Raw genomic sequence first — 25,669 nt, 5'->3', positions numbered from 1 at the left:
GAATTAATAGTTGTAGCATTCGTGACGAAAGGTTAAGCGTCTCTATAGTTGAACATTCAACAGGCCGTACTCAAAATGGGGCAGCCTTGTTAATTGTTAATTATTAATTATTAATTAATTGAAATCGTTCTCCTTCACCACTTCATCTCCGTTGCATCATCCACATCAATGGATTTGTGTGTTCTGTATAAATTAATAACAATGGCAATCGCCACGGCTGCCTCTGCGGCTGCAATTGTGATGATGAATATGGTAAAAAATATCCCTTCCATTTTTTGCGGATACAGATATTTGTTGAACGCAACGAAATTGATGTTTACGCTATTTAATATCAATTCGACCGACATTAGAATGGTGATCATATTTCTACGTGTAAACAAGCCGTACATTCCTGTAAAGAACAGGGCCGTACTTACAAATAAAATATGCGTCAGTGGTACTGTGCTCATTTAAACCTCCGTTGTAATTAATGGTTCGGAAATAGTTGCATCCACATATTCCTGAACTGTTTCGGGAATATCTATATGCTCGTTTTCAAGTTCTGCTTTGTCTTTTTTCGGTTGCTCTTCCGGTGGCTTTATGGCAATAACAATGCAGCCAACCATGGCAGATAACAGCAACATGCTTACAACCTCAAAAGGCAGGATATATCCATGTTCTGTTGTGCTTAGCATTTGCGTGCCCACATCGTTTACAGATACGCTGAAATGCGGGGAACCTGTATTGCTAAAGCCATAATGGTTAATAAGGTTAAATGAAAAGAAGAGACCGAAAAGCGCTGCCAGCGCAGATGCGATCATGCGCTTTAATGACGGCTTTGGCATTTTTGTGCCCGCCTGCTGCGTCAGGAAAATGGAAAAAATGATCAGGACAACAATGCCGCCAACATATACGATGATTTGAATGGCAGCGATAAATTCCACCTGCATCCAAAAATAGAGTGCGGCAATTCCCACCAGTGACAGTAAGAGCCAAATGGCAGATCTGAAAATTTTTGATGACGTTACTGCCATCAAACCCATTGCGAGCGTAAAAGCCGAGATGGCATAAAATATAATTGCTGAAGTATCCATTATTCAACTCCCTCTCTGATTTTGGAACCGGGTTTATTTAATTTTTTTGTCAGTGTGCTCCGATCGTAAACACTATGTTCAAAGTTTTGCCCCATCTGAATTGCTCCGGTTGGGCACGCGTCCACGCATAAGCCGCAGAGTGTACACATATCGAGGTGGTAAACAAAAGTGTCCAATGCTTTTTTCTTTTTGTTTTCCGGTGTCAGTTCAAACTTTGTAATCACTTTAATGGTAGCATTGGGGCAGGCAAGTTCGCAAGCGGTACATCCGGTGCAGGCATGCTGGTTGTTTTCATCATGCGGCATAGTAACTTCACCGCGAAACCTTTCTGCCATTTTTAATGTATCGCGGTTATCCGGATATTGCTCTGTAATAACTGTTTTTAGCCGTATGAAATAATGTCCCGTGAGCCTCATGCCCGTCCACAGCGACTTTGTAGCCTTTGCGATTTCCGTTATGTATTCTTTAATAAACATTTTTAGTGTTTAAATAATTTTGAAATAGTTCACGTCCAGCAAACGAATGAATAGCTCCCTGTTAATTCCTAATTATTAATTTAAAAGTGCCAGTTCATAATCGCGATAACCGTTACCAGCAGCAAATTGAAAAGACTGATAGGTAACAAATATTTCCATTCGAGGGTTAACAGTTGGTCTACCCTCAGTCGGGGGAATGTCCACCTGAACCACATGATCAGAAAAATTAAAAAGAAGGTTTTTCCAAAAAACCATATAGATGATGGTATATAATCCATAACGTGGTTAAACTGTGTCCAATCACCTATGTGGAAAGGCATCCAGCCTCCAAGGAAAAGTGTTGCGCCAATGGCACACACAATAAATATGTTGATGTACTCCGCCAGGAAAAACAAAGCGAACTTCATCCCCGAATATTCCGTGTGAAAACCTGCAGTAAGCTCCGACTCGGCCTCTGCCAGATCGAAGGGCGCCCTGTTTGTTTCGGCTGTTGCTGCAATAAGAAAAATAACGAAGGCTATAATAACGGGAATATGCCCCTTAAATAACCACCAGCCGTTTTGTTGCGCATGAACGATATCTGAAATCTGCAGGCTGCCGGTAAGTACTACAATGGTGAGAATGGAGAGTCCGGCCGAAAGCTCATAACTTACAATCTGCGCTCCACTGCGCATTGCACCAAGCAATGAATACTTGTTGTTACTTGCCCATCCGGCTATCAGAATACCTATTACGGAAAGTGAGGAAACAGCAGATACATAGAGTACTCCAATGTTCACGTCCCATATTTGAAAGCCATTGGCAAAGGCAATGGGCGCCAGGGCCAGCATGGCCACAATCATTACAATAAATGGTGCGAAGTTGAATAAAAGTTTATCTGCGCCATCGGGAGTTAATCCTTCCTTCAAAATCAGTTTCAGTGTATCGGCAGATGTCTGGAAAATGCCGGCAGGCCCAAGGCGATTTGGCCCGAGACGGATTTGCATATGTGCAGCCACTTTTCTTTCCAGCCACACCAGTACTAAACCTAAAACTGCAAACAAGGCAATAGCCAGTACAATTACAATAAGACTTTCTATTATCAACACCCATAGCGGGCTAAACCTGACACTCAACCAGTTTTGAATAGAATCTGTTATGGCATGCAAACTATACATAGAGTTTTGAGTTTTGAATTGTTAGTTGATAGTTGTTTGTTGTTAGGTTTTAGGGAGAATATTTGCCGCTTAAGTCCAACAACTATCAACTAATTCCTAATTTCTAATTCCAGTTTCCTTCATCTATCAATATCCGGTATTACCAAATCCAATGTTCCCATTGTTGCCATCAGGTCGCCTATTTTGCCACCTCTTGCCATTTGATCAAGGGCAGAAAGGTTGGAGAATCCCGGTGAGCGAAACTTGATCCTGTAAGGCGTCGTAGCGCCTTCACTTACAATGTACACGCCCAGTTCACCTCTTGCCGTTTCCACTCTTGTATAGAAATCGCCTTTTGGCAACTTCAATACCGCCTTTGTTTTTGCCTGGTGTTCACCTTCGGGAATATTGTCAATCAACTGCTCAATAATTTTTACTGATTCTCTCATTTCCCGCATGCGTACCATATAACGTGCAAAAGAATCACCTTCTGTTTCTAAAATTTCATCAAAGACCACCTTGTCATATATATCGTAAGGATATAACTTTCTGATGTCGCATGATACACCACTGCCCCTGGCTACAGCTCCCGTGCAGCCGTATGAAATAGCATCAGCTTTAGATAAATAACCAACACCTTTCGTCCGATTCTGGAAAATAATATTGCCTGTTACCAACTCATCATATTCATCGATCTTCGATTTGAAGAGTTCAATAAACTCTTTTACCTTTTTTTGGAAGTCAGGATGGATGTCTGTCATCACGCCGCCGGGCACCATGTAATTCATGGTGAGTCGTGCGCCGCAGGTTTCCTCCATTATATCAGTGATCTTTTCACGCTCTCTGAATGCGTAAAAGAAAGGAGTGAAGGCCCCCAGATCCATAGCCATGGCGCCCCACCACAATTCGTGAGAAGCTATACGTGTAAGTTCATCCATAATTACACGTATATATTGGGCTCTTTGCGGCACTTCTATTTGCATGCCTTTCTCTACCGCCAATGCACATGCGTGATTGTTAATGTGTGCAGACAGATAATCCATGCGGCTGCTGGCATAAATGAATTGCCTGTAAGTAAGGCTTTCACACATTTTTTCGATAGAGCGATGGATATAGCCCAGATGCGGTTCTACTTTTTTTATCGTTTCTCCCTGTAGAGTAATCACGAGGTGCAACACGCCATGCGTAGCAGGGTGTTGTGGTCCCACGTTTACCACCAGTTCGTCGTTACTATTGCTGATAATCTGTGTTTCTGTATACATATGGCTCTTGTGTGTCCCGCTTGCGGGAATGAAGCTTTATAATTTTATCATATTAACAGCGTCCTCAAAGTCTTTACGCAGAGGATAACCTTCGAAATCGTCTGTTAAGATCAATCGTCTTAAGTCAGGATGGTTTTTGAACCGGACACCAAACAGGTCGAATACTTCCCGCTCGTGAAACTCTGCTGTCTTCCATATATCTGAAACCGTTTCTATCAAAGGATCGTTTCTGTCAACCTTTGCCTTCACAACAATTGCACGCCTGTGATCGGTAGATGTAAGATGATACACGTTAGTGAAATGTGTTTTCCAGTCTACACATGTCAGGCAAAATAAGTAGTCAAAATTGTAAGGTGCACTATGTAGCAACCTCGCCAGTGGCCTCCATTGCACTGCCTCAATCTGAATGGTAAAAAATTCTCCGCTCTCATCAAATGTTGCCGAGGGCAGCGCATTAGACACAAATTCTTTTATGGCTTCGTTTGTCATAACTGAATGGGATTTGCTTTTATTTGTTCTCTGGTCATTCCACTTTTTATTTTTCCCTGCAGTGTAATCAATGCGTGGAGCAGGGCCTCTGGTCGCGGAGGACAGCCCGGTATATAAACATCAACAGGAATCACATGATCTGCACCTTTAATTACTGAATAGGTATTGTAAAAAAATGGTCCGCCGCTAATGGCACAAGCGCCCATTGCTATAACATATTTGGGGTCGGCCATCTGGTCGTATAATCTCTTGAGAACCGGCGCCATCTTTTGAACGATCGTACCGGCTACAATGATAACATCTGCCTGGCGGGGCGAGGCTCTTGCTACTTCAAAGCCAAAGCGTGAGAAGTCGTATTTGGAAGATGCCACACTCATCATTTCAATGCCGCAGCAACTGGTGGCGAACGTGAGGGGCCACAATGAATTTGAACGTGCCCAGTTGATAACATCCTGGATAGTTGAGGCTATGATGCCGCCGCCATGTGTTGGAATGATGCGACCCGGAAACGCTTCCTGTTGTTTAGTTTGCGCCACTTCTATATTTTCTGTTACATCCATTTTAACGCTCCTTTTTTGTGGGCGTATAAAAAGCCCATAAATAAAATGAAAATGAAAATGATTATTTCGAACAACGCAGTCATGCCCATTTTCTTTACTACTACCGCCCAGGGATACATAAAAACCATTTCCACATCGAATATGAGGAACAACAGTGCAAACAAATAATAACCGACATTGAACTGGTGCCACGGCGACGTTTGTGTAGGAATGCCGCATTCGTAAGGCTGGCCCTTGTGGGCGTTTTTGCTGCCTTTGGTAAATAACTTACCAGCCATAATACCGCCCGCTGAAAAAGCGACAGCTGCAATTGTTAATACTATGAGTGAAAATGGTCCCATATGAGTATTGAATATTGAGTTATGAGTATTGAGTTATCGGTTGGAGGTTATGAGGTATAAAAGCATGTTACAACTTAAAGCTGCAACTCACTACCCGGAACTCATAACTCAGGACCTCCAATCGTCCATGTTTTCTCGCCCGACAATATTTGATCCAAAGACATTTTTCCCTTACAGGCAGTGAGGTGGTCAATTTGTGCCGAAAGTATTTCTTCATACACCGGCCTTTCCTGCGAATAGATTACACCAAACGGCCTCGGGAAAGCAACGTTATTAAACGTTGTATCAAAAAATCTTGCAATGAAGATTGCTTTTGTTTTGTCATGCTCATCGTGGATCCACAAATCATCGGCGCTTATGTTTTGCTCTTGTAAGTTTACAATTACAGGCGTCAATCCATCCAGCCTGATCCCTTTTTCATTGTTGTTGCCAAACACAAGCGGCTTGCCATGTTCCAGACGGATGGCGTCTTCATTTTTGGTTTCCTTTTCAGAGAAAGAAAAGAATGCGCCGTCGTTAAACACCGGACAGTTTTGGTAGACTTCTACAAAAGAAGTTCCCTTATGTGCATGTGCTCTTTTTAAGATGCCTTGCATGTGCTTAGGATCGCGGTCCAGCGTGCGGGCCACAAAAGATGCTTTTGCACTTAATGCCAGCTCTATCGAATTGAATGGCTCTTCAATGGAGCCGTAAGGAGAGGTCTTTGTTATTTTCCCCTTTTCTGATAGGGGCGAATATTGTCCTTTGGTGAGGCTGTAGATCTGGTTGTTGAACATAAGATAGTTTATGTCAAAATTCTTCCTCATCAAATGAATGAAATGGTTTCCGCCAATGGACAATGAATCACCGTCACCGGATATTACCCATACACTTAGTTCAGGATTGGCGGCCTTTACACCGGATGCAATAGCGGCTGCACGGCCATGAATAGAGTGCATGCCATATGTGTCCATATAGTAAGTGAAACGTGATGAGCAACCTATGCCGGAAATAAAAACGAAGTTTTCTTTCGGTACACCCAGGTCAGGGAAGATGGTTTGCACCTGTTTCAGAATAGAATAATCACCGCAACCGGGGCACCATTTTACATCCGCTTCCGGTGCAAAATCTTTTGGCGTGAGCCTCATTGTTTCATCTGTAGCAATCGTTTCCATTACAATGGTTTTAGTGTTTCAAGTATTTTTTCTTTTATCTCCACTGTGGTAAAAGGCATTCCCTGTACCTTAGAAAAACCGATTGCAGGCACGAGGTATTTCGCTCTTATCAGTTGCAGCAGTTGCCCGCAGTTCATTTCGGGAATTAAAACTTTATCGAATCCGTGCAGCAATTCGCCTAAATTTTTAGGGAAGGGGTTAATGTGACGTAGATGGACATGCGCAACATCGTAACCTTCTGCAAGCAGTTCTTTTACGGCTGTTTTAATGGCACCGTAAGTGGAGCCCCAGCCCAGTACCAATAGTTTGGCATTTGTGCTGCCGCTTTCAGGTTGTGCAAGAGGAAGGCTGTCTGCAATTTTTTTTACTTTCTCTGCCCTAAGCCGTACCATCTTTTCATGGTTGGCGGGTTCGTAGCAAACAGCTCCTGTTCCATCCTGTTTCTCCAAACCACCAATCCGGTGAATAAGTCCTTTTGTGCCGGGTTTGATCCAGGGTCGTACAAGGTCTTCATTTCGTTTGTATGGCAGCAATGCTCCATCTTCTCCATTGGGCTTATCCAGGAAAGTAACCGGAATGTCTTTTATATCAGATGCAGCAGGAAATTTCCATGGCTCTGAACCATTGGCTATATAACCATCACTCAGAAATATAACCGGTGTCATGTGCTCGAGTGAGAGTTTACAAGCTTCGAATACTGTTTCAAAGCAATCGGAAGGCGAGGATGCAGCCAGCACTATCACTGGTGCTTCGCCATGACGGCCATGCATAGCCATCAACAGATCTGCCTGTTCGGTTTTTGTAGGCAACCCAGTTGAAGGGCCGCCACGCTGTACATCTATTACCACCAAGGGTTGTTCCAGCATGGTAGCAAGTCCCAGCGCTTCTGTCTTTAAAGCCATGCCCGGCCCCGAGGTGGTGGTTACTGCAAGGTTGCCGGCGTAGGATGCACCAATCGCCGAACAGATACCTGCAATTTCATCTTCTGCCTGGAATGTTTTTACGCCATTGGCTTTGTATTTGGAAAGCTCTTGTAAAATGTCTGTTGCAGGAGTAATAGGGTACGAACCTAAAAACAAAGGCAATCCTGATTTTTCAGAGGCGGCTATTAAGCCGATGGCTGTAGCATGGTTGCCTGTGATATTGCGGTATATGCCGGGGGGTAGTTTTGCCGGTGCGACTTTATATTGTGTAACAAAAATTTCTGTACTCTCACCGTAGTTCCATCCGGCTTGTAACGCTTTGGTATTGGCGTTGGCGATATCGGGTTTTTTGCCAAACTTTTCTTTGATGAAGTTTAACGTGTAGTCCAGCGGCTTGTCAAACATCCAGAATAATAAGCCTAGCACAAACATATTTTTGGAACGTTCTATTTCCTTAACGCCTAAGCCAAGATCGGACAGGCATTCTTTAGTGAGCTTTGTAATGTCAACTTTGTGTACTACATAATTATCCGTTATACTACCTTCCAGCGGATTGGATCCTTCAGGATATTTGGCAAGCGATAAATTTTTATGATCAAATCCTTGTGTGTTGGCAAGAATGACGCCGCCTTTTTTCAAGCGGGGCAAGTCAACTTTTAATGCTGCTGCATTCATGGCCACCAGCACATCGTATTTGTCGCCCGGAGTATAGATCTCAGTGCTTCCAAAATTTATCTGAAAGCCTGAAACACCTGCAACGGTGCCTATCGGGGCACGTATTTCGGAGGGGAAATCAGGAAATGTGCTCAGGTCGTTTCCAAACCATGCAGCGGTGTCTGTAAACTGCATACCGGTTAGCTGCATACCATCGCCGGAGTCACCTGAAAAGCGGACAACAATCTTGTCCAGCTCTTTTATAGAGATATTTTTCTTTATTCTATTTTCTGAAATTTCCATATGGCAATCGTTTGAATTATTTGAAGGCTTTACCATCCCGTCCGAATATCCTTTCGGACGGGATGGCCTCTCAAGAAGAGAGCTGGAAACTATGGATTCACATGGCTCGAGAATTGTCTAACGGTCACGTATAGACTGAATCTCTTGTTTTTGAGTCGGGCAAAAAGCAACTGATACTTGTAGCGTTTTTATTTTTTACTTAACACTAAGCATGCAGTAATTCTTTCTTTGCCAGCAATTGCTCTACCGTTTCTGTATAGCTTTCGTCGGATACGCAACAATCTACAGGGCAAACGGAAGCACATTGTGGTTCTTCATGGAATCCCTGGCATTCTGTACATTTATCAGGTACTATATAATAAGTGTCAGAAGAAATTGGAGTCTGCTGATCATCCACATTTACTGTTGTTCCATTCTTAAGAAGGTAGCTGCCTTTTATTGTTGTTCCATCAGCAATGGCCCATTCAACACCTGCTTCATAAATAGCATTGTTAGGACATTCAGGTTCGCAGGCTCCGCAGTTGATGCAATCGTCAGTTATTTTAATAGCCATAAAAAAAGATGTTTTTAAGAGTGGTTATTTTTTTGCTCAATAAAGGAACCAGTATTTTCGGACCCAATTATTGACGAAAATTTTGTTTTTCGCTGATATTTGTCAACGTCTAAACTTTTAATCTTAAATAGCTTGGCTGATTCAAATTACAATCGATATGCAGCCAAATTTAGAATCTCAGGAAGTTGAGACTTTATCATCAAAGAAGACATTATCTACAATAGATGGCAACGAAGCTGCCGCTTATATTGCCTACAAGTGCAGCGAGGTATGTGCCATTTATCCTATTACTCCCTCGTCTGCTATGGGGGAATGGAGCGACGAATGGAGCAGTGATGGCCGTACCAACATTTATGGACAGGTGCCGAAAGTTATTGAAATGCAAAGTGAGGCAGGCGCCGCCGGTGCGCTGCATGGCGCTTTGCAGGGAGGAGCGTTGGCCACAACATTTACCTGCTCGCAAGGCTTATTATTAATGATCCCAAATATGTTTAAAATTGCAGGAGAATTAACTCCAACAGTTTTTCATATTGCGGCAAGAGCATTGGCCACACATGCTTTGTCCATCTTTGGAGATCATAGCGATGTGATGGCTGTCCGTTCTACAGGCTTCGCACAGTTATTTGGTGCAAACCCGCAACAGGCGCATGATATGGCCATGATTGCTACAGCAGCATCTTTGCATTCGACCGTTCCTTTTTTAAATATATTCGATGGCTTCCGCACTTCTCACGAAATTAATGAAGTGGAAATCCTTGCTGATGATATCATCCGGAAAATGATAAACGAAGAAGATGTAATAAGGCACAGGAACCGTTCGCTGAATCCTTCTAATCCCTTTATAAGAGGCACTGCACAAAATCCCGATGTGTTCTTCCAGGGCAGGGAAGCTGCAAACCAATACTACTGGAATGTGCCCGGCATAGTAGAAGAAACGATGAACAAGTTTGCGTCACTTACAGGTCGCTCTTATAAGTTGTTTGAATATTACGGTGACCCACAAGCGGAAAGCGTCATTATCATTATGGGTTCAGGATCCGGTGCTGTAGAAGAGACAGTGAATTACCTGAACAATAAGGGTAAAAAAGTAGGCTATCTGCAAGTGCATCTTTACCGTCCTTTCTCGGTAAAACATTTTTTACATGCATTGCCCGCAACCGTTAAAAAGATTGCCGTGCTCGATCGTTGTAAAGAGAATGGAGCCATTGGAGAACCGCTGTTCATGGACGTGGTAAATGCTGTACATGCGGAATGGGAGCATGGTACGCCTGTGATTATCGGTGGCCGCTACGGGTTAGGTTCAAAAGAGTTTAGCCCTGGCATGGTGAAAAGTATTTTTGATGAGCTTGATAAGCAAAAACCCAAAAAGCAGTTTACCGTTGGCATTAACGATGATGTAACTTTCACCAGCCTTGATTATGATCAAAAATTCTCACTGGAAAGTCAGCATATCTTCCGCGGATTATTCTTTGGGCTCGGCGCAGATGGTACCGTTAGTGCCAATAAGAATACGATCAAAATCATTGGCGATGTAACCGACAATCATGTGCAGGGCTACTTTGTATATGATTCTAAAAAGTCTGGCTCTCTAACAACATCACATCTTCGCTTCAGCGATAAACCAATTCAATCAACTTATCTTATTAACTCTGCAAATTTTATTGCCTGCCATCATTTTCATTTCCTTGATAAATATGATATACTAAAAGACGCTGAAGATGGAGCTACATTCCTGCTTAATTCGCCTTATGATAAAAGTGAGGAAACGTGGAACCAATTGCCACAGAAAGTACAGGAAGAAATAATAGCAAAGAATTTGAAATTCTATGTCATCAACGCCTCGAAAGTGGCAAAGGAAACAGGCATGGGATCACGCATTAATTCTATCCTGCAAACCTGCTTCTTTGCTATCAGCAATATAATGCCTAAGAGTGATGCCATTGATTATATTAAAAAGAGCATAAGAAAATCATATGGCCGTAAGGGTGAGGCTGTAGTGCAGAAAAATTTTGAAGCCATAGATAAAACGCTGGCGAATCTTTTTGAACTTGACTATAGCAGTTATACACCGGGTAACAAAGCATTAGAGGGCCTTGCCGTAGAAAATGCTTCTGATTTTGTAAAGAAGATTCTTACAAAAGTTATTGCAGGGGAGGGAGATGAACTGCCGGTAAGTTCATTCCCGGCTGATGGTACTTATCCATCAGCTACTACCAAGATTGAAAAAAGAAATATTGCGGACGTGGTGCCTGTGTGGGATGCATCGCTTTGCTCGCAGTGTGGCAAATGTTTTTTTGTATGTCCTCATGCAGCCATTCGTCCTAAAGTATACGATAAAGGGTTGCTTAAAGATGCCCCTGATTTCTTTAAACACGTGGCACCAATAGGTAAGGAGTTCTTAAAGGACCAGGAAGCTTATACATTGCAGGTTTCTGTTGAAGACTGTACTGGTTGTAACTTATGTTACGAAGTATGTCCTGTAGAAAGCAAAACACAACCAGGACACAAAGCGATAAACATGCAAGACGTGATTCCGCTGAGAAAAACAGAAAAGAAAAACTGGGAGTTCTTCCTTTCCCTACCGGATATTGACAGAACAAGGGTTAATCGCAATACAGTGAAAGGCTCACAACTATTGGAGCCATTATTTGAATTTTCCGGAGCCTGTAGCGGATGCGGTGAAACGCCTTACCTGAAACTGCTGACACAATTATTTGGTGATCGCATGATGGTTGCCAATGCCACAGGTTGTTCTTCCATTTATGGAGGTAACTTGCCTACCACGCCCTGGGCTAAAAACAGTGAGGGTTGTGGACCAGCCTGGGCCAACTCATTGTTTGAAGACAATGCCGAGTTCGGATTGGGTATTAAACTGGCCGCCGATCAAAAAAGAGATTTTGGCAGATATATGTTGGGTCAACTAGCTTCCGAGGTGGGTGAAGAACTGGCCAATGCTATTCTAAATAACCCTGAAAGCCAGGAAACAGAATTGATACAACAACGTAAAGATGTAAATGAACTGAAGGGTCGTTTAAGAACGCTTTCAAATCCTTTGGCAACTCAATTACTGCACATTGCCGACTTTTTGCAGCGCAAATCTTTATGGATCATAGGTGGTGACGGATGGGCATACGACATTGGCTTCAGCGGTTTGGACCATGTTTTGTCTACCGGCGAAAATGTAAATATTCTGGTGATGGACACAGAAGTTTATTCCAACACGGGAGGCCAAAAATCAAAATCAACACCTATAGGAGCGAGTGCCAAGTTTTCCATCAAAGGAAAAACAACAGGTAAAAAGGACTTGGCGATGCAAGCTATAGCGCATGGTACAGCTTATGTTGCTGAAATTGCCATGGGTGCAAATGATGTGCATGCATTAAAAACCATATTGGAAGCTGAAGCATATCCGGGACCTTCCATCATCATTGCTTATAGCCATTGCATCGCACACGGCTATGATATGAGCCACGGTGTTGAACAACAAAGTTTGGCTGTTAAAACGGGTTACTGGCCTTTGTTCCGTTACAATCCTCTGAAAGAAAAAGGACAAAGATTTGTGCTGGACAGCAAGGAGCCAAGCGTTACGCTGGACAACTTCCTGTATAACGAAAACCGTTTTAACGTGGTTAGAAACAGTTCTCCGGAAAAAGCTGAAGAAGTATTTGATGCGGCGAAAGCTGCCCTGCAAAGTCGCTGGGAAAAGATTGAAGCACTCAAAGCTTTGTAAAATACAAGTATAATTATATAGGCCAGGCGGAGCATAATTCGCCTGGCTTTTATATTAGTGGTTGCCATCAAAGAATAGATAAATATTTCATTTCAATCTGAATAGTTGAATAAAAAGGGAGCTTCGGCCTCCCTTTTTTGTAAGTTTTAAAAAATGTTGTAAATCAGTTATTGTAAGCCGAACTGCTTCTAGTCAGGCGTCATTTGAGGATAAATGGCAGGGAAAAATTATGAATTTGCCCTCTTTAAATCCGAATTCACCCCCTTATTGTAATTTGCAGGACAAGTATTTTTGATATTAGTACTGCGATCGTACAGCAGTAGCGAAATCTAACTTGTTGGGAGAGAATACACTGATTTCAATTCAAAAACTTGAATTTCGTACAATTCCTGAGTTTATTTTGAATCGAGTTAACTGTTAATATTAGCTTCAATGATTGCCTTGAAAAAGATTGTTTGTTTTGTGCTGTGCGTGATTTTATCACTGTGCAATACCTTATATGCAAATGATGAGTTAAACATTGGTTATCTGGGAATAGAGCGGTGGTACAGAAATTATTCCCTGGATTATTGTTTGGTATAAGTTAGTTCCTCATCTATCGTGTAAATATAATTGTAGGACATTCTACCCTTCACTCTAAAAGTAGTAGGTGTCAGTTCTTCAATCTGATAATTTATACCACTAAGGCGAATCCGGGTTTGATTGTCTGTAAAGCTCCAGGTTGAGGTTAAGGACTGAGGATCGCCGCTGGAGCATTTCACAGGCCCCTCGTCCGCGATCAATGTCCCGTCTGCCTGAAAAGTGTAGATATTATCTTTCTGGCAGGGTGCATACATCGAGTAGGTATCTTCTTCATAAAAGCCATCTTTGTTATAGTCCGTTTGCAACGCTGTCAATTTCCATTTCCCGTTGGTGAGATACTCCTTATTGAAAGCATCGCCGCCAGGTTTAGAGCAAGAAAAAAGTGTGGTGATAATCGCAATAATTAAAAGGTTATGTGTCATATCTATTAAAGGTTTAGGGGTTGACAAATACATAATTGGGATAAATTGAGTGAAATTAGTGCTGCCAGTTATACCTGCGCAGTGTTTTACAAAATGTGCAGTACATGAATTTATTCAATAAAAGGGAAATGTTGTACCTGAATAAAGACATTCCTATATTTTATCATTTTATTTTTCCTGAACTGGCTGCATTTAAATCGTATTTCTGGATGCGCAGTATTTTAAACTATCCGGAATATGCCAACAAACAATTTAAAATATCTGAACACATTACTGACGAAATAAGGCAAACTGGCCACAAGCTGGCAGAGGCTTACAGCCAATTGCCGTCGCAGGAAATTTGGAACATTGAAAGCCTTGAAAAAACAATGGATTACATTCCGGAAAGCACAAGAACCTTGAATGTTCCATACAAAATGTATGTGAATGAGTTTATTCTGGCGATAATACCATACTGGCACTGTTAGGTGATACTAAAATTGCCTACCTCAACCATAGCATTTTTAAATACCTGCTTACCAAAGACGTTTCTTTTTGTGAGTACACGTGGTAGCATTTTCAAAACATTATTAAAAAGTCTACACTCATCAGCGAAGTAGGAGAAAAAGAACGGAGCCGGTTCTTCAATATAATTAAGGAAAAGATCACCGCCAGGAAAAGTGCGCTTATGCACTAAATGTTTCAGCAATGCTCACAGTTCGTTACCAGTGTAAGAGAGTGACCCTGCAATTTTTCTCCATGTATCTATTTTCCATAGGAGTGCATTGCAAAAACAATTGTCACAGCGCGAATCCTATGTTGATCAGGTACATTGCCCATATAATTTCCCATTTTAAAAGTTTGATAAACCAGATAGCTGTTTACTTGATATTTGATTATTGATCTTGTACAATTCAAAAATAATACTCCAGCAAGCCTTGTGCTAATTGATTCGTGCCTGCGACTTTTTGAAAAGTGCCGTTATTGCAAATTCTTTGAAAGTTGCACGCAGCTGGAAGTGAAAATTGAAAATCCTCAACTAATTATTTCCGTTTTACAGGAGATTTGCAAAAGTTCTTTGCGTTAGTTGCAATAATTGCAAATTTTTTTAGCAGATCAGCAACAACCTAGGCTGTCCGGATTTTTCCTTTGGTGCACGGTGAAGACAGGGAGGGACTTTACTTTCAGGATGATCAATCGCCAACCTCCATAGGTGGCCAAGACCTAAGCTTATTGGACGTGCATCCGGTTTGGCCTGATAGTGTAAATCAAAGAAATGTTCACTTAAGAATGATTCAAAACCCTCTTCTGGGCCATGATATATCTTTTTTAGGTCATCGCGTATTTCCGGAATAAGTATCTTCTGTATCCCCTGTGAATTTGGCAATATTTCACTTGAATCGCCATGGTAAGTGCATAGAATGGTATCAGTTGGAATAGGAGAGCGGTCCACATGAAATGAATAAACATCCGTTGGAAAAAACGGATAAGTATCATCCTGATCATAATGGCTGATCACGTTAAGGATTGGCGACGCGCCATGAGCTTCCAATACCTTTAAATCATTCAAGAGGATTTCACGGGCAAGTTGCCCTTGCTCACTCAACTGAAGCTCATAAAGTTCGTCTTGTTCTATTGCAGTTATATTCCCACGTAGCTTTACCTTTTTTACGATTTCAGAAAAATCACCTGTTAGCTCACGTGTCCAGCAAATCGCATTAATCTCTCCATTAAATGGTGTAGACAAAAAGTCTTCAAAATTTGCGACACAATGAATTTGGTTGTTAGCGTGAGATAAATCTATCATAATGGTGATGTAAATATAAAGTCATTAGTAACACCAGTCACCTGATACATTTTTGTTTATAGAGGATTTTTAATTGAAGGTCCGATCGATTGGAATTGGTATTGAGGTTCATTTTTATTTAGTCTGATTTAGGTCGGTTGCTAACCTTAGAAGGTTTTCGCATTTCGATCGCAAAAATGAAACTGGTGGTAAGCTAATATTTCCTTTTTTGCTACTTGCAACTATTTCATCTTTATTGGTACTATAAATTATAATTACACCATTTTTGTGATCGATCGAACTGGTGTACCAGGCCTTTGGTTTCCCAAATTTTCGACTTTTTTGATCAAATCTTGAACGTCAACCGGAACTTCAATATTTAAGTTTGTTGACACTATTTGAATGGCATCCCCCAGATAATATAATTATAGCAAATGTGCGATTGAGCATGACAAATTCATACCAGTTAGATCAAAGGGCCGCTATTTCTGGTAGCCGCACTTATTACTTATCGAAATTATCCCTACAAAACCAGCAAGCTGAGTTTTTAGTAAGAAGATACCTGTATCACTGGCAAGCGATCATCAGGACCAAAAGTAAGTCCCCACAGTTCTCTGAGGGGACATCTTCTTACGACCCTTCTTAACAACAATCTCTTTATAATTTTCACATCCACCCGTTGGTGCCAGCACCTGTCGAAGGGTGTTGCACAGGCGGCACGCTAACTAAATGACAAAGAGCGCTTGAATACTGAATTTTCAACTTTTTAAAGCAATTTTTCGCCCTTCTCCCGGCGATGTCATTATACTTTTACTACACACAACGATTACGAAAAACAAAGTCTAACGCTGATTTTTTCCTTCCATTTGCCGGATCAGTATTAGAAAGCCGACTGATGTTCTTCCGCAGCGCTGTCTAAAAAAGGAGGGTCATATGAAATAGAAACATTGCCTTGCAGGGACAAAACCAGTCCCATCCCGATTCACTCCCTGATGATCGGTGTACTAAAAAACCATTACTAAAATCAAACATGCCATATGAGTAAAAAGGTTCTTTCCGGCTTGCCTGGAAAACGACGCTATTACAACTTCTCATCCCTCATAAAGTCAACTTTGTTCCTGCCGGCAATGTGTTGGCTGATTTTTCAATTCTTTATTCTGCATGCTTATGCGCAAACTCCCGAAAAAACGAATGCAGCTAATCAGCCCCCGTCCGGTCTCATTATCAAGGGAACCGTTAAAAACCTTCGGGCCGGACCGATGTCCGGTGTGAGTGTAAACATTAAAGGGACGAATTCTTATACCACTTCCGACAACAACGGCGCCTTTTCTGTGAAAGTGCCCAACGAGGATGCCGTACTGGTTTTTTCTTTTATCGGCTATAAAGTAGCCGAACAAAAAGTAGGTAAAGACAAAGTCATCAATATTGTGATGATGGAAGGCGCTTCTGAATTATCGGAAGTTGTCGTTGTGAATGTAGGTTATGGTTCCGTGAGCCGCGACAGGCTGGCTGGAGCCGTTTCTTCCATCACTTCAAAAGACGTGGCCAACTTTCCCGTGTCCTCGGTTGCAGAAGCGTTGGCGGGTAAACTGGCCGGCGTAGCGGTGTCATCAACGGAAGGAGCACCTGGATCCGACATTGTCGTTAAAGTGCGTGGCGGTACTTCCATTACCCAGGACAATAGCCCTCTTTATATAGTTGACGGTTTTCCAATGGACAATGCGTTAACCATCTTGTCACCAATGGAAATCGCCTCTATCGATGTATTGAAAGATGTGGCCTCCACTTCCATTTATGGTTCACGTGGCGCAAATGGGGTAGTGCTGATCACTACAAAAAGCGGACGCAAAGGGCGCACCAGTGTGTCTTTCGAAACCTACGCCGGCGTTCGCCAAATCACCAATTATACGGAAATGCTCGGGCCTTATGATTATGTAATGGCGCAGCTTAGCCAAAACCTGATGCACTACAATGGTTTTCTGCAGGACACTGTTTCGGTAAACGGTTTTCAAAGAACGTATGGTAAATTTGCCGACCTGGAAATATACAAAAGCGTGCCTGCTGTTAACTGGCAGCAACGCGTGTTTGGCAGAAATGCGTTTTCCAATTCACAAAACCTCAGTCTTAACGGAGGGAACGAAACAAATACTTACAGCTTCATTTTTAACAGATATTCAGAAGACGGCATCATGCTGGCATCCGGCCTTGACCGCATTTTCGGTTCATTCAAATTTGAATCGCAGTTAAGCAAAAGATTTCGTGTAGGAGTGAATGCCCGGTACAGCAATCAAATGGTAATTGGTTCAGGAACATCTTCTAAAGGTTCAAACGGATCAATCATGGGCGCTGCACGTTTTCAACCGTATGACGCTGTTTCCAATTTTTCGCAAAATGATGAAGACGCAAATTTCGATACCTACATTGATCTGAGTACGCCGACAACCTTTGCTACAAGGGACATGAACCGCAACCAGTCAAAGCAATTGATCAGCAATGCATTTATTAATATCAACATTATTCCCGGCTTGTCCTTTCGTTCCAACATTGGTTACAACACCGGACAAACCGATTACAAAAGCTTTAGAGGCGTAACACAATACAAGACAACAAGCTTCTCAAATCCCGGTCTTTATACTGGTTATCCTTATGTAAACCTCTCTAAAGGAAATACAAGCTCTGTAAACAACAGCAACGTATTTACATTTACGAAGAATTTTAAGTCCCAACACAACCTCAACGTTGTATTGGGGCAGGAGATAAATATTTACGATAACGATGGCTTCACGCAAAACATTCAATGGTTTCCGCCTTCAGTAACCTGGCAAAGTGCCTTCGCCAACGTGCAACAGGCAAATCCTCCGCCGGGCAGTATTCAGGCTCCATCCTATACCAGTGTTGGCGGCGAAAGATTGTTGTCGTTCTTTGGAAGAGCCATGTACTCATACAAGGGTAAATACAATCTGAACCTGTCATTCAGAAGAGATGGATCGTCCAAATTTGCAGAAGAGAACCGCTGGGCCAATTTCCCTTCCGCGCAATTTGCATGGAGGCTTTCAGAAGAGAAGTTCTTTAAAAACCTGAATGCTGTTTGGGTAAACAACCTGAAATTCAGGGCCAGTTATGGAACCGCAGGAAACAATCGTGTAAACGGAGATAGATTGTATGCGACAACATTTCTCACGAGCCCAACAGCAGGTGGTTATGCAGTAACAGATAATTCACAACTAGCAGGATATTACTCTGCAAACCTTGCCAATCCTGATCTGAAATGGGAAACGACAGTATCCCAAAACTTCGGTTTCGATTTTGAATTGTTCAGTTCCCGCTTAATGGGATCGATAGATTATTACTCCAATACAACGAACGATTTGTTATTGAATACAAACGTTCCGCAGCAAACCGGTTACATCACACAGTATCAAAACATTGGTTCTACAAACAACAGCGGTATTGAAATACAGTTGTCGGGCGATATCGTAAGAAATAAAAATTTTGTTTACAGTTCATCATTCAACATTTCATTCAACCGCAATATTGTAAAGGCACTCAACCAGAGTAAATCTCCTGCATATGGCTATGCGGTATCATCTGGCTGGGGAGTAACGGAAGAAGACTACTATGTGCAGGTGGGCCAGCCCGTAGGACTTTACTATGGCTATGAATATGATGGCTTTTATACAATGGACGATTTTGATCGCGCTGCTTACGATGCCAACACCAATCCGGCCAAACCTGTTTGGGTATTGAAAAAAGGCGTTGCAAATGCGCAAAGTAAATACGGCTCCAACTTATATCCTGGTAAGTTTAAAATAAAGGATCTTGATGGTGACGGAGTGATAACATCCGCAGATAAAAAAATCATCGGCCACTATCAACCGAAATTTTTCGGTGGCTGGAACCAACAGTTTCGCTACAAAGCTTTTGATCTGACTGTATTCATGAACTTTTCTTACGGGAGCCAGATCTGGAACGCAACCAAGATGGTGCTTGGAAGTACATACCAGGTTAACGGAAATAATTTTCCAGCAACGTTTAAAAATGCATGGAAATATTTTGACGAGCAGGGCAACTTCATTTCCGGATGGGATAACATTGCCAATGCCAATGCAAACGCCAACATATTTGCTCCGCAAACAGGCTCTTTGCTACCAACCAGCTACGGCGTAGAAGATGCATCGTTTCTACGTTTAACTAATATTACATTGGGTTACAGTCTGCCTGACAAAGTGCTGAAAAAGATGAAAGTGTTTTCGAAATTCCGGGTTTATACTACAGTCAACAACCTGTACACATTTACCAACTATAGCGGTAATGATCCGGAATCTAACACAAGATCTTCTGCACTTACTCCGGGATTGGATTATTCTGCTTATCCACGCAGCCGCTACATTCTCGGTGGTCTTATTCTTTCATTCTAACACAAGAAACAATATGAACAAGCATATAAAATATAGTTTGTGGACGGCGGCTTTTGCCAGCATGATCACATTAGGTTCATGTAAAAAATTTCTCGATTATAATTCACCTTCTGCTTTAAATATTGAGCAAACATTTGCAAATCCAGACAACACCAACAACGAGCTGTTGAGTGTTTATAACAAAGCTGCAGGAAGGTCTGCATTTGGTGCAAACCTTTCATTCATCATACCTGCGGGTGGCGATGATTTTAGTTCGCAGGGTGCATCCAGTTTTGATCCGGCAAATAACTATGCCATCCCAAACTTTGGTGTCAGTTCAATGGCGGGTAGCTTGTATGACACATACACTGCGCTTTATGCGGGCATTGAACGTGCAAATATTGCCATCAAATACATTCCGAAATCATCAGGTTTTTCTTCCAATAAAACAATCATGCAACGCTACCTCGGAGAGGCTTTGACGCTACGTGCGTTGTTTTATTATGAACTGATCATTAACTGGGGAGACGTGCCTGCGACCTTTGTACCTTCAGCGGATTTAACCAACCAGTTTATACCAAACTCTGATCGGGACAGTACTTATGATAAGATACTGGCAGATTTAAAACAAGCCGAAGACTATGTTGGCTGGCGCTCTGAATTGAGTGATTACGGAAGTTATCGCATAACGAAAGCAGCGGTTAAAGGAATAAGGGCACGTATTGCACTTGCATGTGGCGGCTATGCACTTCATGATGATAAGATGGTGCGTAAAGCAGACTATCAAAAGTATTATCAGATTGCAATGGACGAATGCCGCGATATCATCAAGTCAGGAGAACATGGTTTGAACCCTGTTTATGAAAACATCTTTAAAACACTTCATACGCCAACCAGATACGATGATGCACGTGAGATCATTTTTGAAATCGCCATGTGGGGCGGCATGAATGACAGTGACCTTGCAAGATCTTTCGGCACATGGTTCAATACAAGTCCTACATGGGGGAAATCCGGTGGTGGCCCGACAGCGCTGCCAACTTATTTTTACGCTTTTCAAAATGGAACAGATGCAAGACGCGACGTAACCGTTTCCACTTACACAGTAAATGGCTTGGACCAGAAAGTGTGTAATGGCTTGGTAGGATTGAATTGTGGAAAATTCAGAAAGTCATGGACAACATTTACCGCTTCTTCAACATTGCTAACCTTCGGTGTTAACTGGCCCGTGATCAGATATGCTGACATATTGATGATGTACGCAGAAGCCGCTAACGAACTGCAAACATTCACAGAACTGAGTCCGGCAGATGCATTGGCAATGGTGCAAAAGCGTGCATATGGCTCAAACCCTTTACCTGTTGTACCAAAAGATAAAGATGGATTTTTCAATGCGCTGGTACAGGAAAGAATGCTCGAGTTTGGAGGCGAAGGACTTCGCAAATACGATCTCATTCGCTGGAACCTGCTGGGAACAAAGATCGCAGAAACAAAAGCAAAACTTCCATACTTATGTCTTGGTGCGCCCATGGATAACAATCCGTACCCTTATGCGTCAGATCACGTATGGCAATTGGCTGCCCCTTTTACGAATAAAGATTGCACGACAGAAGAATCATCCATTCAATATTACGGAGGCAATAACAACGTTGCATTTTATACTTACAGCACAGCATCACCTGCGGGCTACGCAAGGGTTTACTGGAGAAGACAAGTCGGCTCGTGGGCCAATGGTGTGTTGACAGCACCATACATTAATGATCCCAACCAGGGATATGCATGCAAGTTTGAAGCAAACAGAGCTGAGTTGCTGCCTTATCCGCAGAAAGTGATGATTGAAAACAGAGGCGCCATTAAACAAAACAAGGGTTATAACTAACAAACTAATTGCAATGACAAAAAGAATTCTATATATAAAACTGCTGGCTGGCTGTATTTTCCTGATGCTGTTTAATAATGCCTGCGTCAAGTCTTTTGATGGCCAGATCGACGATACTACCACCAACAGGGCATTTCAGCCATACAGCTTTGGTGTGAAAACTTCAAGAGATACTGCCACTTTCAGCTGGTCACAACCAGTTCTTTCTGCGGGAAAAAGATACATGTACACCGTAGATATTTCAGAGGATTCAGCTTTTGGCACAATCAACCTGTCAAAGACAGTGGATACTTTAGCGTTCAGAATTATTGAACCGGAAATTTCTGTTGGCAAAAAATACTTTGCCCGCATGAGAGTGAACGCATTCAAAGGATCTGCACCTTCCGAATATTTATACCTTGACAGATCATTCGCTTTACCGGGCGAAAACTATCTGCGGATGATCCGTGATTTTGAAATTACGCCAACAACGGTGCTTGTTCACTGGTATGCAAATGTGGCAGGTCTGAATAAAGTTGTCGTTACTGCAGACAAAGATGCGGCTACAAGTTTTGATATTAGTTCTGCGGAGAATGCGGCTGGTCAAAAATTGCTCACCGGTCTTGCACCGGCAACAAAGTACACGCTGCAATTATTTGCCGGAGCAAAAAGCAAGGGCATCACAAGTTTTACTACAAACAAACCAATCGTTTATACAACTGTGCTTGATGCAGGTGGCGATCTTGTTGCTGCTATAAACAATGCTGCAGACAGCGCTGTGATTGGTTTAAATCCCGGAACTTATACACTTGGCAGCAATGTGTTTACCATGACTGGAAAAAAGATAACCATCGCCTCTACCTCTAATAACCCAAAGGATACTAAAATAAATGTACGAGAGTTGGACCTCGTTGGAACCAACGCTGGTATTGAATTAAAAGGTGTTGAGATCAATGGTAATTATTCAGGCACATCATACGGCGTTCAGTTTCTTGTGATTAAAGGAGGACCAAACCAGGGCGATCCTGCCGATTTCGCAGATGTAAAACTGGACAACTGTATCATCCATGATTATACAAGATGCCTGGTGCTGGCAAATTTGGCAACGACTACTGCTACGCAAAAAATTAAAACACTATCTATTAATAACTGCGTGATCTATAATATTGATAAAGCAGGCACAAGCACTTATTACACGTTTAGCGTGGAAAAGAATGTGATCAGTAATTTCAATATCACCAAGTCAACGTTTTATAGCATGGGCGCCGGATTAATTAACATGGGGACAACGTTGGGGACATCTGACATTCCTACCATTACAATAGACTATTGTACATTCAACAACTTTGGCGGAAGTGGCAAATATTTGTTGATTGATGCCAATGCCAACACCGTTAGCTACACGCTTAAGAATTCCATTCTTGCCAATACACCGGAAGCCGGCACCATTAACGGAACAGCATTCCGTTGTACCGGAACGGGAAGGGTGCTGGATTTTCTCAACAACAATTATTTCAAACTAAATGCAACATATGGATCAACAACACCCGTGAGCCTGACCGGATTGAATCAACAAAGTTGTATCAGTTCCGATCTGGGTTGGACCGCGGCTACAATAGATTATAGCCTGGGCGCATTACCGGCTTCACATCCTGTTTTAAAAGCCAGTGTCTCTGGCGGTGTTATCGGTGATCCTCGTTGGGCCTATTAAAAAGAAAATAAAAGCATGGTTTGATGAAGTGATTTTCCGCAAGGGAGTTGAAAAAAAATCAGCTCCCTTGCTTTTGAATTAAGGCGTAGGTCAATTTTTTAACTATTTAGCCCAATTCTTGAACTTCCGCTAGTACCAGCTTACATAAGTTTGTAGCATTGTCGCTAACGATTATTAAACTTTCAATTGCCTAATGAAGTTCCTGCAAGTAACCTCCGCAAAATTTGTTCTGCAAAAGAATTTTTTCTATTTACCGGTAGTCTTACTTTTTATTTCACTGCCGTTTACAAGGACGCAAAGCCAGGGTAATGTATCCACGACAGCAATTAAAGAGTTGCCAAAATATCCTGTTGCTTACGAAGTGTCAAAACCTGCGACAATCAAGGCAATGGTAGATCGTATTCAAAAGCGGGTATAAAAAGCGCATTAATAAAATTTCAAACCAACAACATGAATAGCAAATTCTTCAGTTTCCTGTTTTTAGGAATTGCCTGTGGCGCCACAGTTTTTGCGCAGAACTCCCCTGGCAAATATTCCTGGTCAAATCTGCCAACGGCACAATTGCCGTCGTTTAAAAGCGATACGCTTCGCATTACAAATTTCGGAGCGGTAGCGGACGGCATCACACTTAATACGCGGAGCATCAATGAGGCAATAACTGCATGCAGCAAAAAAGGTGGGGGCGTAGTGCTTATCCCGGGCGGCTTGTGGCTCACCGGGCCAATTGAACTGAAAAGTAATGTGAACCTGCACCTGGTTCGCGATGCGGTGTTATTGTTCTCTCCGGACATCAACCAATATCCTCTCGTAGAAGCAAACTTCGAAGGTCGTCGCTCTGCAAGATGTCAATCGCCGTTGTTTGCTACAAATACTGAAAACGTTGCTATTACCGGCCGAGGCGTTATCGATGGAAATGGAGATGTATGGAGGCCGGTAAAAAAAGACAAGCTTACTGAAAACGAGTGGAAAAAAAGAGTAGAATACGGCGGCGAACTCAGCCAGGATGGGCGAACATGGTATCCTTCGCAGATGTCGAAAGTGGCTGAAGAAACGAAACGCGGCAGTGCTATGTCGGAAGGACAATCATTAAAAGATTTCGAGGATATAAAAAATTACCTGCGTCCGAATCTGCTTTTTTTAAACGGTTGCAGGAAGGTGCTATTGGAAGGTGTCACTTTTCAAAACTCACCGGGATGGTGCCTGCATCCTATGCTGTGCGAAGAATTGACGTTGAGAAATTTGCTGGTTAAAAATCCCGACTATGCACAAAATGGAGACGGCATGGATATAGAGAGCTGCAAAAATGTTTTGGTAGAAGGTTGCACGCTTGATGTAGGTGACGATGGTATTTGCATTAAATCAGGAAAAGATGAAGAAGGAAGAAAAAGAAACAAACCAACCGAAAATGTTGTGATTCGCAATAACCTTGTTTACAAGGCGCACGGCGGTTTTACGATAGGTTCCGAAATGAGTGGAGGTGCAAAAAATATTTTTGTATACAACTGTTCTTTTCTTGGATCAGATGTTGGTTTGCGTTTTAAAACTGCAAGGGGAAGAGGAGGTGTTGTTGAAAATATTTACATCAAAGACGTCCACATGAAAGACATAAGTGGCGCTGCTATTTATTTTGACATGTATTATTTTACGAAGCCGCCCGCTGCGGGACAAGAAGTGCTGATACCTGCTGTGACAGAGGAGACGCCGAGTTTCCGGAATTTTTACATTAATAATATTGTATGCAATGGCGCTGAGCAAGGCATATTCATAAGGGGGCTTCCTGAAATGAGCGTGAAAAATATTTTCCTTAATGATATTACGCTGCAGGCTGTAAAAGGCGTCGATTTGATCGAAGCCTCTAATATTCAACTAAACAATGTAAACTTGTTATCAGATAAAAATGATCCGGCGGTTTACCTGGAAAATGCAAATGATATTGTTTTGGATAGCATAAAATACAATTCAAAGACAACACGTTTTATAAATGTAAATGGAAAACGCAGCGGATCAATTAAACTGTCAAATACAAAATTACCGGAAACCGCAGAGAGCATTCAGTTCAACAATGGTGCAAATGCATCCATGTTTTCAAAAATCAAATAAAAGCCAGCTATTTGTTTAGGAACAGATATTTTGGTCCGTAGAGACAAGGCACTGCCTTGCCTCTACTCACTATTTACCAATTTTTCCTCTATTTATCTCAATTCCTCAACCTCCGTCGCTGGCGTCTTATCTAAGTTTGGGTGTAGTTCGACTGCTGCTCAAAACGATTTTTAAACTTTT

At 42.1% G+C, this 25,669-nt stretch carries 21 protein-coding genes; 8 read left to right on the top strand and 13 right to left on the bottom strand.

Annotation, left to right across the window (positions count from 1 at the left end; translation table 11 throughout):
- Window positions 1–134 precede the first annotated feature (134 nt).
- The 11 genes from nuoK to QJ048_RS14115 form a co-directional block, all read right to left on the bottom strand.
- Window positions 135–449, bottom strand: a complete 315-nt coding sequence (gene nuoK / locus QJ048_RS14165) for an NADH-quinone oxidoreductase subunit NuoK (protein WP_282335031.1) — start codon at window positions 447–449, stop codon at window positions 135–137.
- A complete protein-coding gene (locus QJ048_RS14160) occupies window positions 450–1,073 on the bottom strand; it encodes an NADH-quinone oxidoreductase subunit J family protein (protein ID WP_282335030.1) in 624 nt (207 codons plus the stop codon).
- The gene (locus QJ048_RS14155; RefSeq protein WP_282335029.1) at window positions 1,073–1,549 is read right to left on the bottom strand and encodes a 4Fe-4S binding protein; all 477 of its coding nucleotides are present in this window, start codon (window positions 1,547–1,549) and stop codon (window positions 1,073–1,075) included. Before QJ048_RS14155 ends, QJ048_RS14160 begins: the two co-directional genes overlap by 1 nt.
- 80 nt (window positions 1,550–1,629) lie before the next feature.
- Window positions 1,630–2,706: an NADH-quinone oxidoreductase subunit NuoH gene (gene nuoH, locus QJ048_RS14150; protein WP_282335028.1), complete on the bottom strand. Its 1,077-nt coding sequence runs from the start codon at window positions 2,704–2,706 to the stop codon at window positions 1,630–1,632.
- Window positions 2,707–2,825: 119 nt separating this feature from the next.
- Window positions 2,826–3,947, bottom strand: coding sequence for an NADH-quinone oxidoreductase subunit D (locus tag QJ048_RS14145; RefSeq protein WP_282335027.1), 1,122 nt, complete (start codon window positions 3,945–3,947; stop codon window positions 2,826–2,828).
- Window positions 3,948–3,983: 36 nt separating this feature from the next.
- Entirely contained in the window at window positions 3,984–4,436 is a 453-nt protein-coding gene (locus tag QJ048_RS14140; protein WP_282335026.1) for an NADH-quinone oxidoreductase subunit C, read from the bottom strand.
- A complete protein-coding gene (locus QJ048_RS14135) occupies window positions 4,433–4,996 on the bottom strand; it encodes an NADH-quinone oxidoreductase subunit B (RefSeq protein WP_282335025.1) in 564 nt (187 codons plus the stop codon). The genes QJ048_RS14140 and QJ048_RS14135 overlap by 4 nt, the downstream gene beginning before the upstream one ends.
- Window positions 4,987–5,337: an NADH-quinone oxidoreductase subunit A gene (locus QJ048_RS14130; protein WP_282335024.1), complete on the bottom strand. Its 351-nt coding sequence runs from the start codon at window positions 5,335–5,337 to the stop codon at window positions 4,987–4,989. Before QJ048_RS14130 ends, QJ048_RS14135 begins: the two co-directional genes overlap by 10 nt.
- 101 nt (window positions 5,338–5,438) lie before the next feature.
- Complete coding sequence (locus tag QJ048_RS14125; RefSeq protein WP_282335023.1) at window positions 5,439–6,491, bottom strand: 2-oxoacid:ferredoxin oxidoreductase subunit beta; 1,053 nt, start codon at window positions 6,489–6,491, stop codon at window positions 5,439–5,441.
- Window positions 6,491–8,371, bottom strand: a complete 1,881-nt coding sequence (locus QJ048_RS14120; RefSeq protein ID WP_282335022.1) for a 2-oxoacid:acceptor oxidoreductase subunit alpha — start codon at window positions 8,369–8,371, stop codon at window positions 6,491–6,493. The genes QJ048_RS14125 and QJ048_RS14120 overlap by 1 nt, the downstream gene beginning before the upstream one ends.
- A 205-nt stretch (window positions 8,372–8,576) precedes the next feature.
- A complete protein-coding gene (locus QJ048_RS14115) occupies window positions 8,577–8,924 on the bottom strand; it encodes a 4Fe-4S dicluster domain-containing protein (protein ID WP_282335021.1) in 348 nt (115 codons plus the stop codon).
- Between the two features lie 157 nt (window positions 8,925–9,081).
- Here QJ048_RS14115 and nifJ point away from each other — a divergent pair, with 157 nt between their 5' ends.
- Window positions 9,082–12,654: a pyruvate:ferredoxin (flavodoxin) oxidoreductase gene (gene nifJ, locus QJ048_RS14110; protein WP_282335020.1), complete on the top strand. Its 3,573-nt coding sequence runs from the start codon at window positions 9,082–9,084 to the stop codon at window positions 12,652–12,654.
- Window positions 12,655–13,220: 566 nt separating this feature from the next.
- Here nifJ and QJ048_RS14105 read toward each other — a convergent pair.
- Window positions 13,221–13,658, bottom strand: a complete 438-nt coding sequence (locus QJ048_RS14105; protein ID WP_282335019.1) for a lipocalin family protein — start codon at window positions 13,656–13,658, stop codon at window positions 13,221–13,223.
- A 104-nt stretch (window positions 13,659–13,762) separates the two neighbouring features.
- On the opposite strand from QJ048_RS14105, the gene QJ048_RS14100 reads away from it, so the two are divergent.
- Window positions 13,763–14,125 carry a hypothetical protein gene (locus QJ048_RS14100; RefSeq protein ID WP_282335018.1) on the top strand — a complete coding sequence of 121 codons (363 nt, stop codon included), beginning with the start codon at window positions 13,763–13,765 and terminating at the stop codon, window positions 14,123–14,125.
- Between the two features lie 620 nt (window positions 14,126–14,745).
- Here the strand turns inward: QJ048_RS14100 and QJ048_RS14095 are convergent.
- A complete protein-coding gene (locus tag QJ048_RS14095; protein WP_282335017.1) occupies window positions 14,746–15,444 on the bottom strand; it encodes a DUF1826 domain-containing protein in 699 nt (232 codons plus the stop codon).
- 427 nt (window positions 15,445–15,871) lie between these two features.
- Here QJ048_RS14095 and QJ048_RS14090 point away from each other — a divergent pair, with 427 nt between their 5' ends.
- The 6 genes from QJ048_RS14090 (at window position 15,872) to QJ048_RS14065 (ending at window position 25,489) form a co-directional block, all read left to right on the top strand.
- Window positions 15,872–16,069 (top strand): hypothetical protein, encoded by a 198-nt coding sequence (locus QJ048_RS14090; RefSeq protein ID WP_282335016.1) that lies wholly within the window; start codon window positions 15,872–15,874, stop codon window positions 16,067–16,069.
- 391 nt (window positions 16,070–16,460) lie between these two features.
- Window positions 16,461–19,841 carry a SusC/RagA family TonB-linked outer membrane protein gene (locus tag QJ048_RS14085; protein WP_282335015.1) on the top strand — a complete coding sequence of 1,127 codons (3,381 nt, stop codon included), beginning with the start codon at window positions 16,461–16,463 and terminating at the stop codon, window positions 19,839–19,841.
- 13 nt (window positions 19,842–19,854) lie between these two features.
- Window positions 19,855–21,699: a RagB/SusD family nutrient uptake outer membrane protein gene (locus tag QJ048_RS14080; protein WP_282335014.1), complete on the top strand. Its 1,845-nt coding sequence runs from the start codon at window positions 19,855–19,857 to the stop codon at window positions 21,697–21,699.
- A gap of 13 nt (window positions 21,700–21,712) precedes the next feature.
- Window positions 21,713–23,389, top strand: coding sequence for a DUF4957 domain-containing protein (locus QJ048_RS14075; RefSeq protein ID WP_282335013.1), 1,677 nt, complete (start codon window positions 21,713–21,715; stop codon window positions 23,387–23,389).
- Window positions 23,390–23,582: 193 nt separating this feature from the next.
- Window positions 23,583–23,807, top strand: a complete 225-nt coding sequence (locus QJ048_RS14070) for a hypothetical protein (RefSeq protein WP_282335012.1) — start codon at window positions 23,583–23,585, stop codon at window positions 23,805–23,807.
- A 32-nt stretch (window positions 23,808–23,839) separates the two neighbouring features.
- Complete coding sequence (locus QJ048_RS14065) at window positions 23,840–25,489, top strand: glycoside hydrolase family 28 protein (RefSeq protein ID WP_282335011.1); 1,650 nt, start codon at window positions 23,840–23,842, stop codon at window positions 25,487–25,489.
- The last annotated feature ends 180 nt before the right edge of the window (window positions 25,490–25,669 follow it).

The organism is Pinibacter soli (assembly GCF_029961145.1).
GTDB classification, from domain to species: Bacteria; Bacteroidota; Bacteroidia; order Chitinophagales; family Chitinophagaceae; genus Pinibacter; species Pinibacter soli.
Note: the sequence above shows the minus strand (reverse complement) of the source record. Positions and strands in the feature narration are given on the sequence as shown.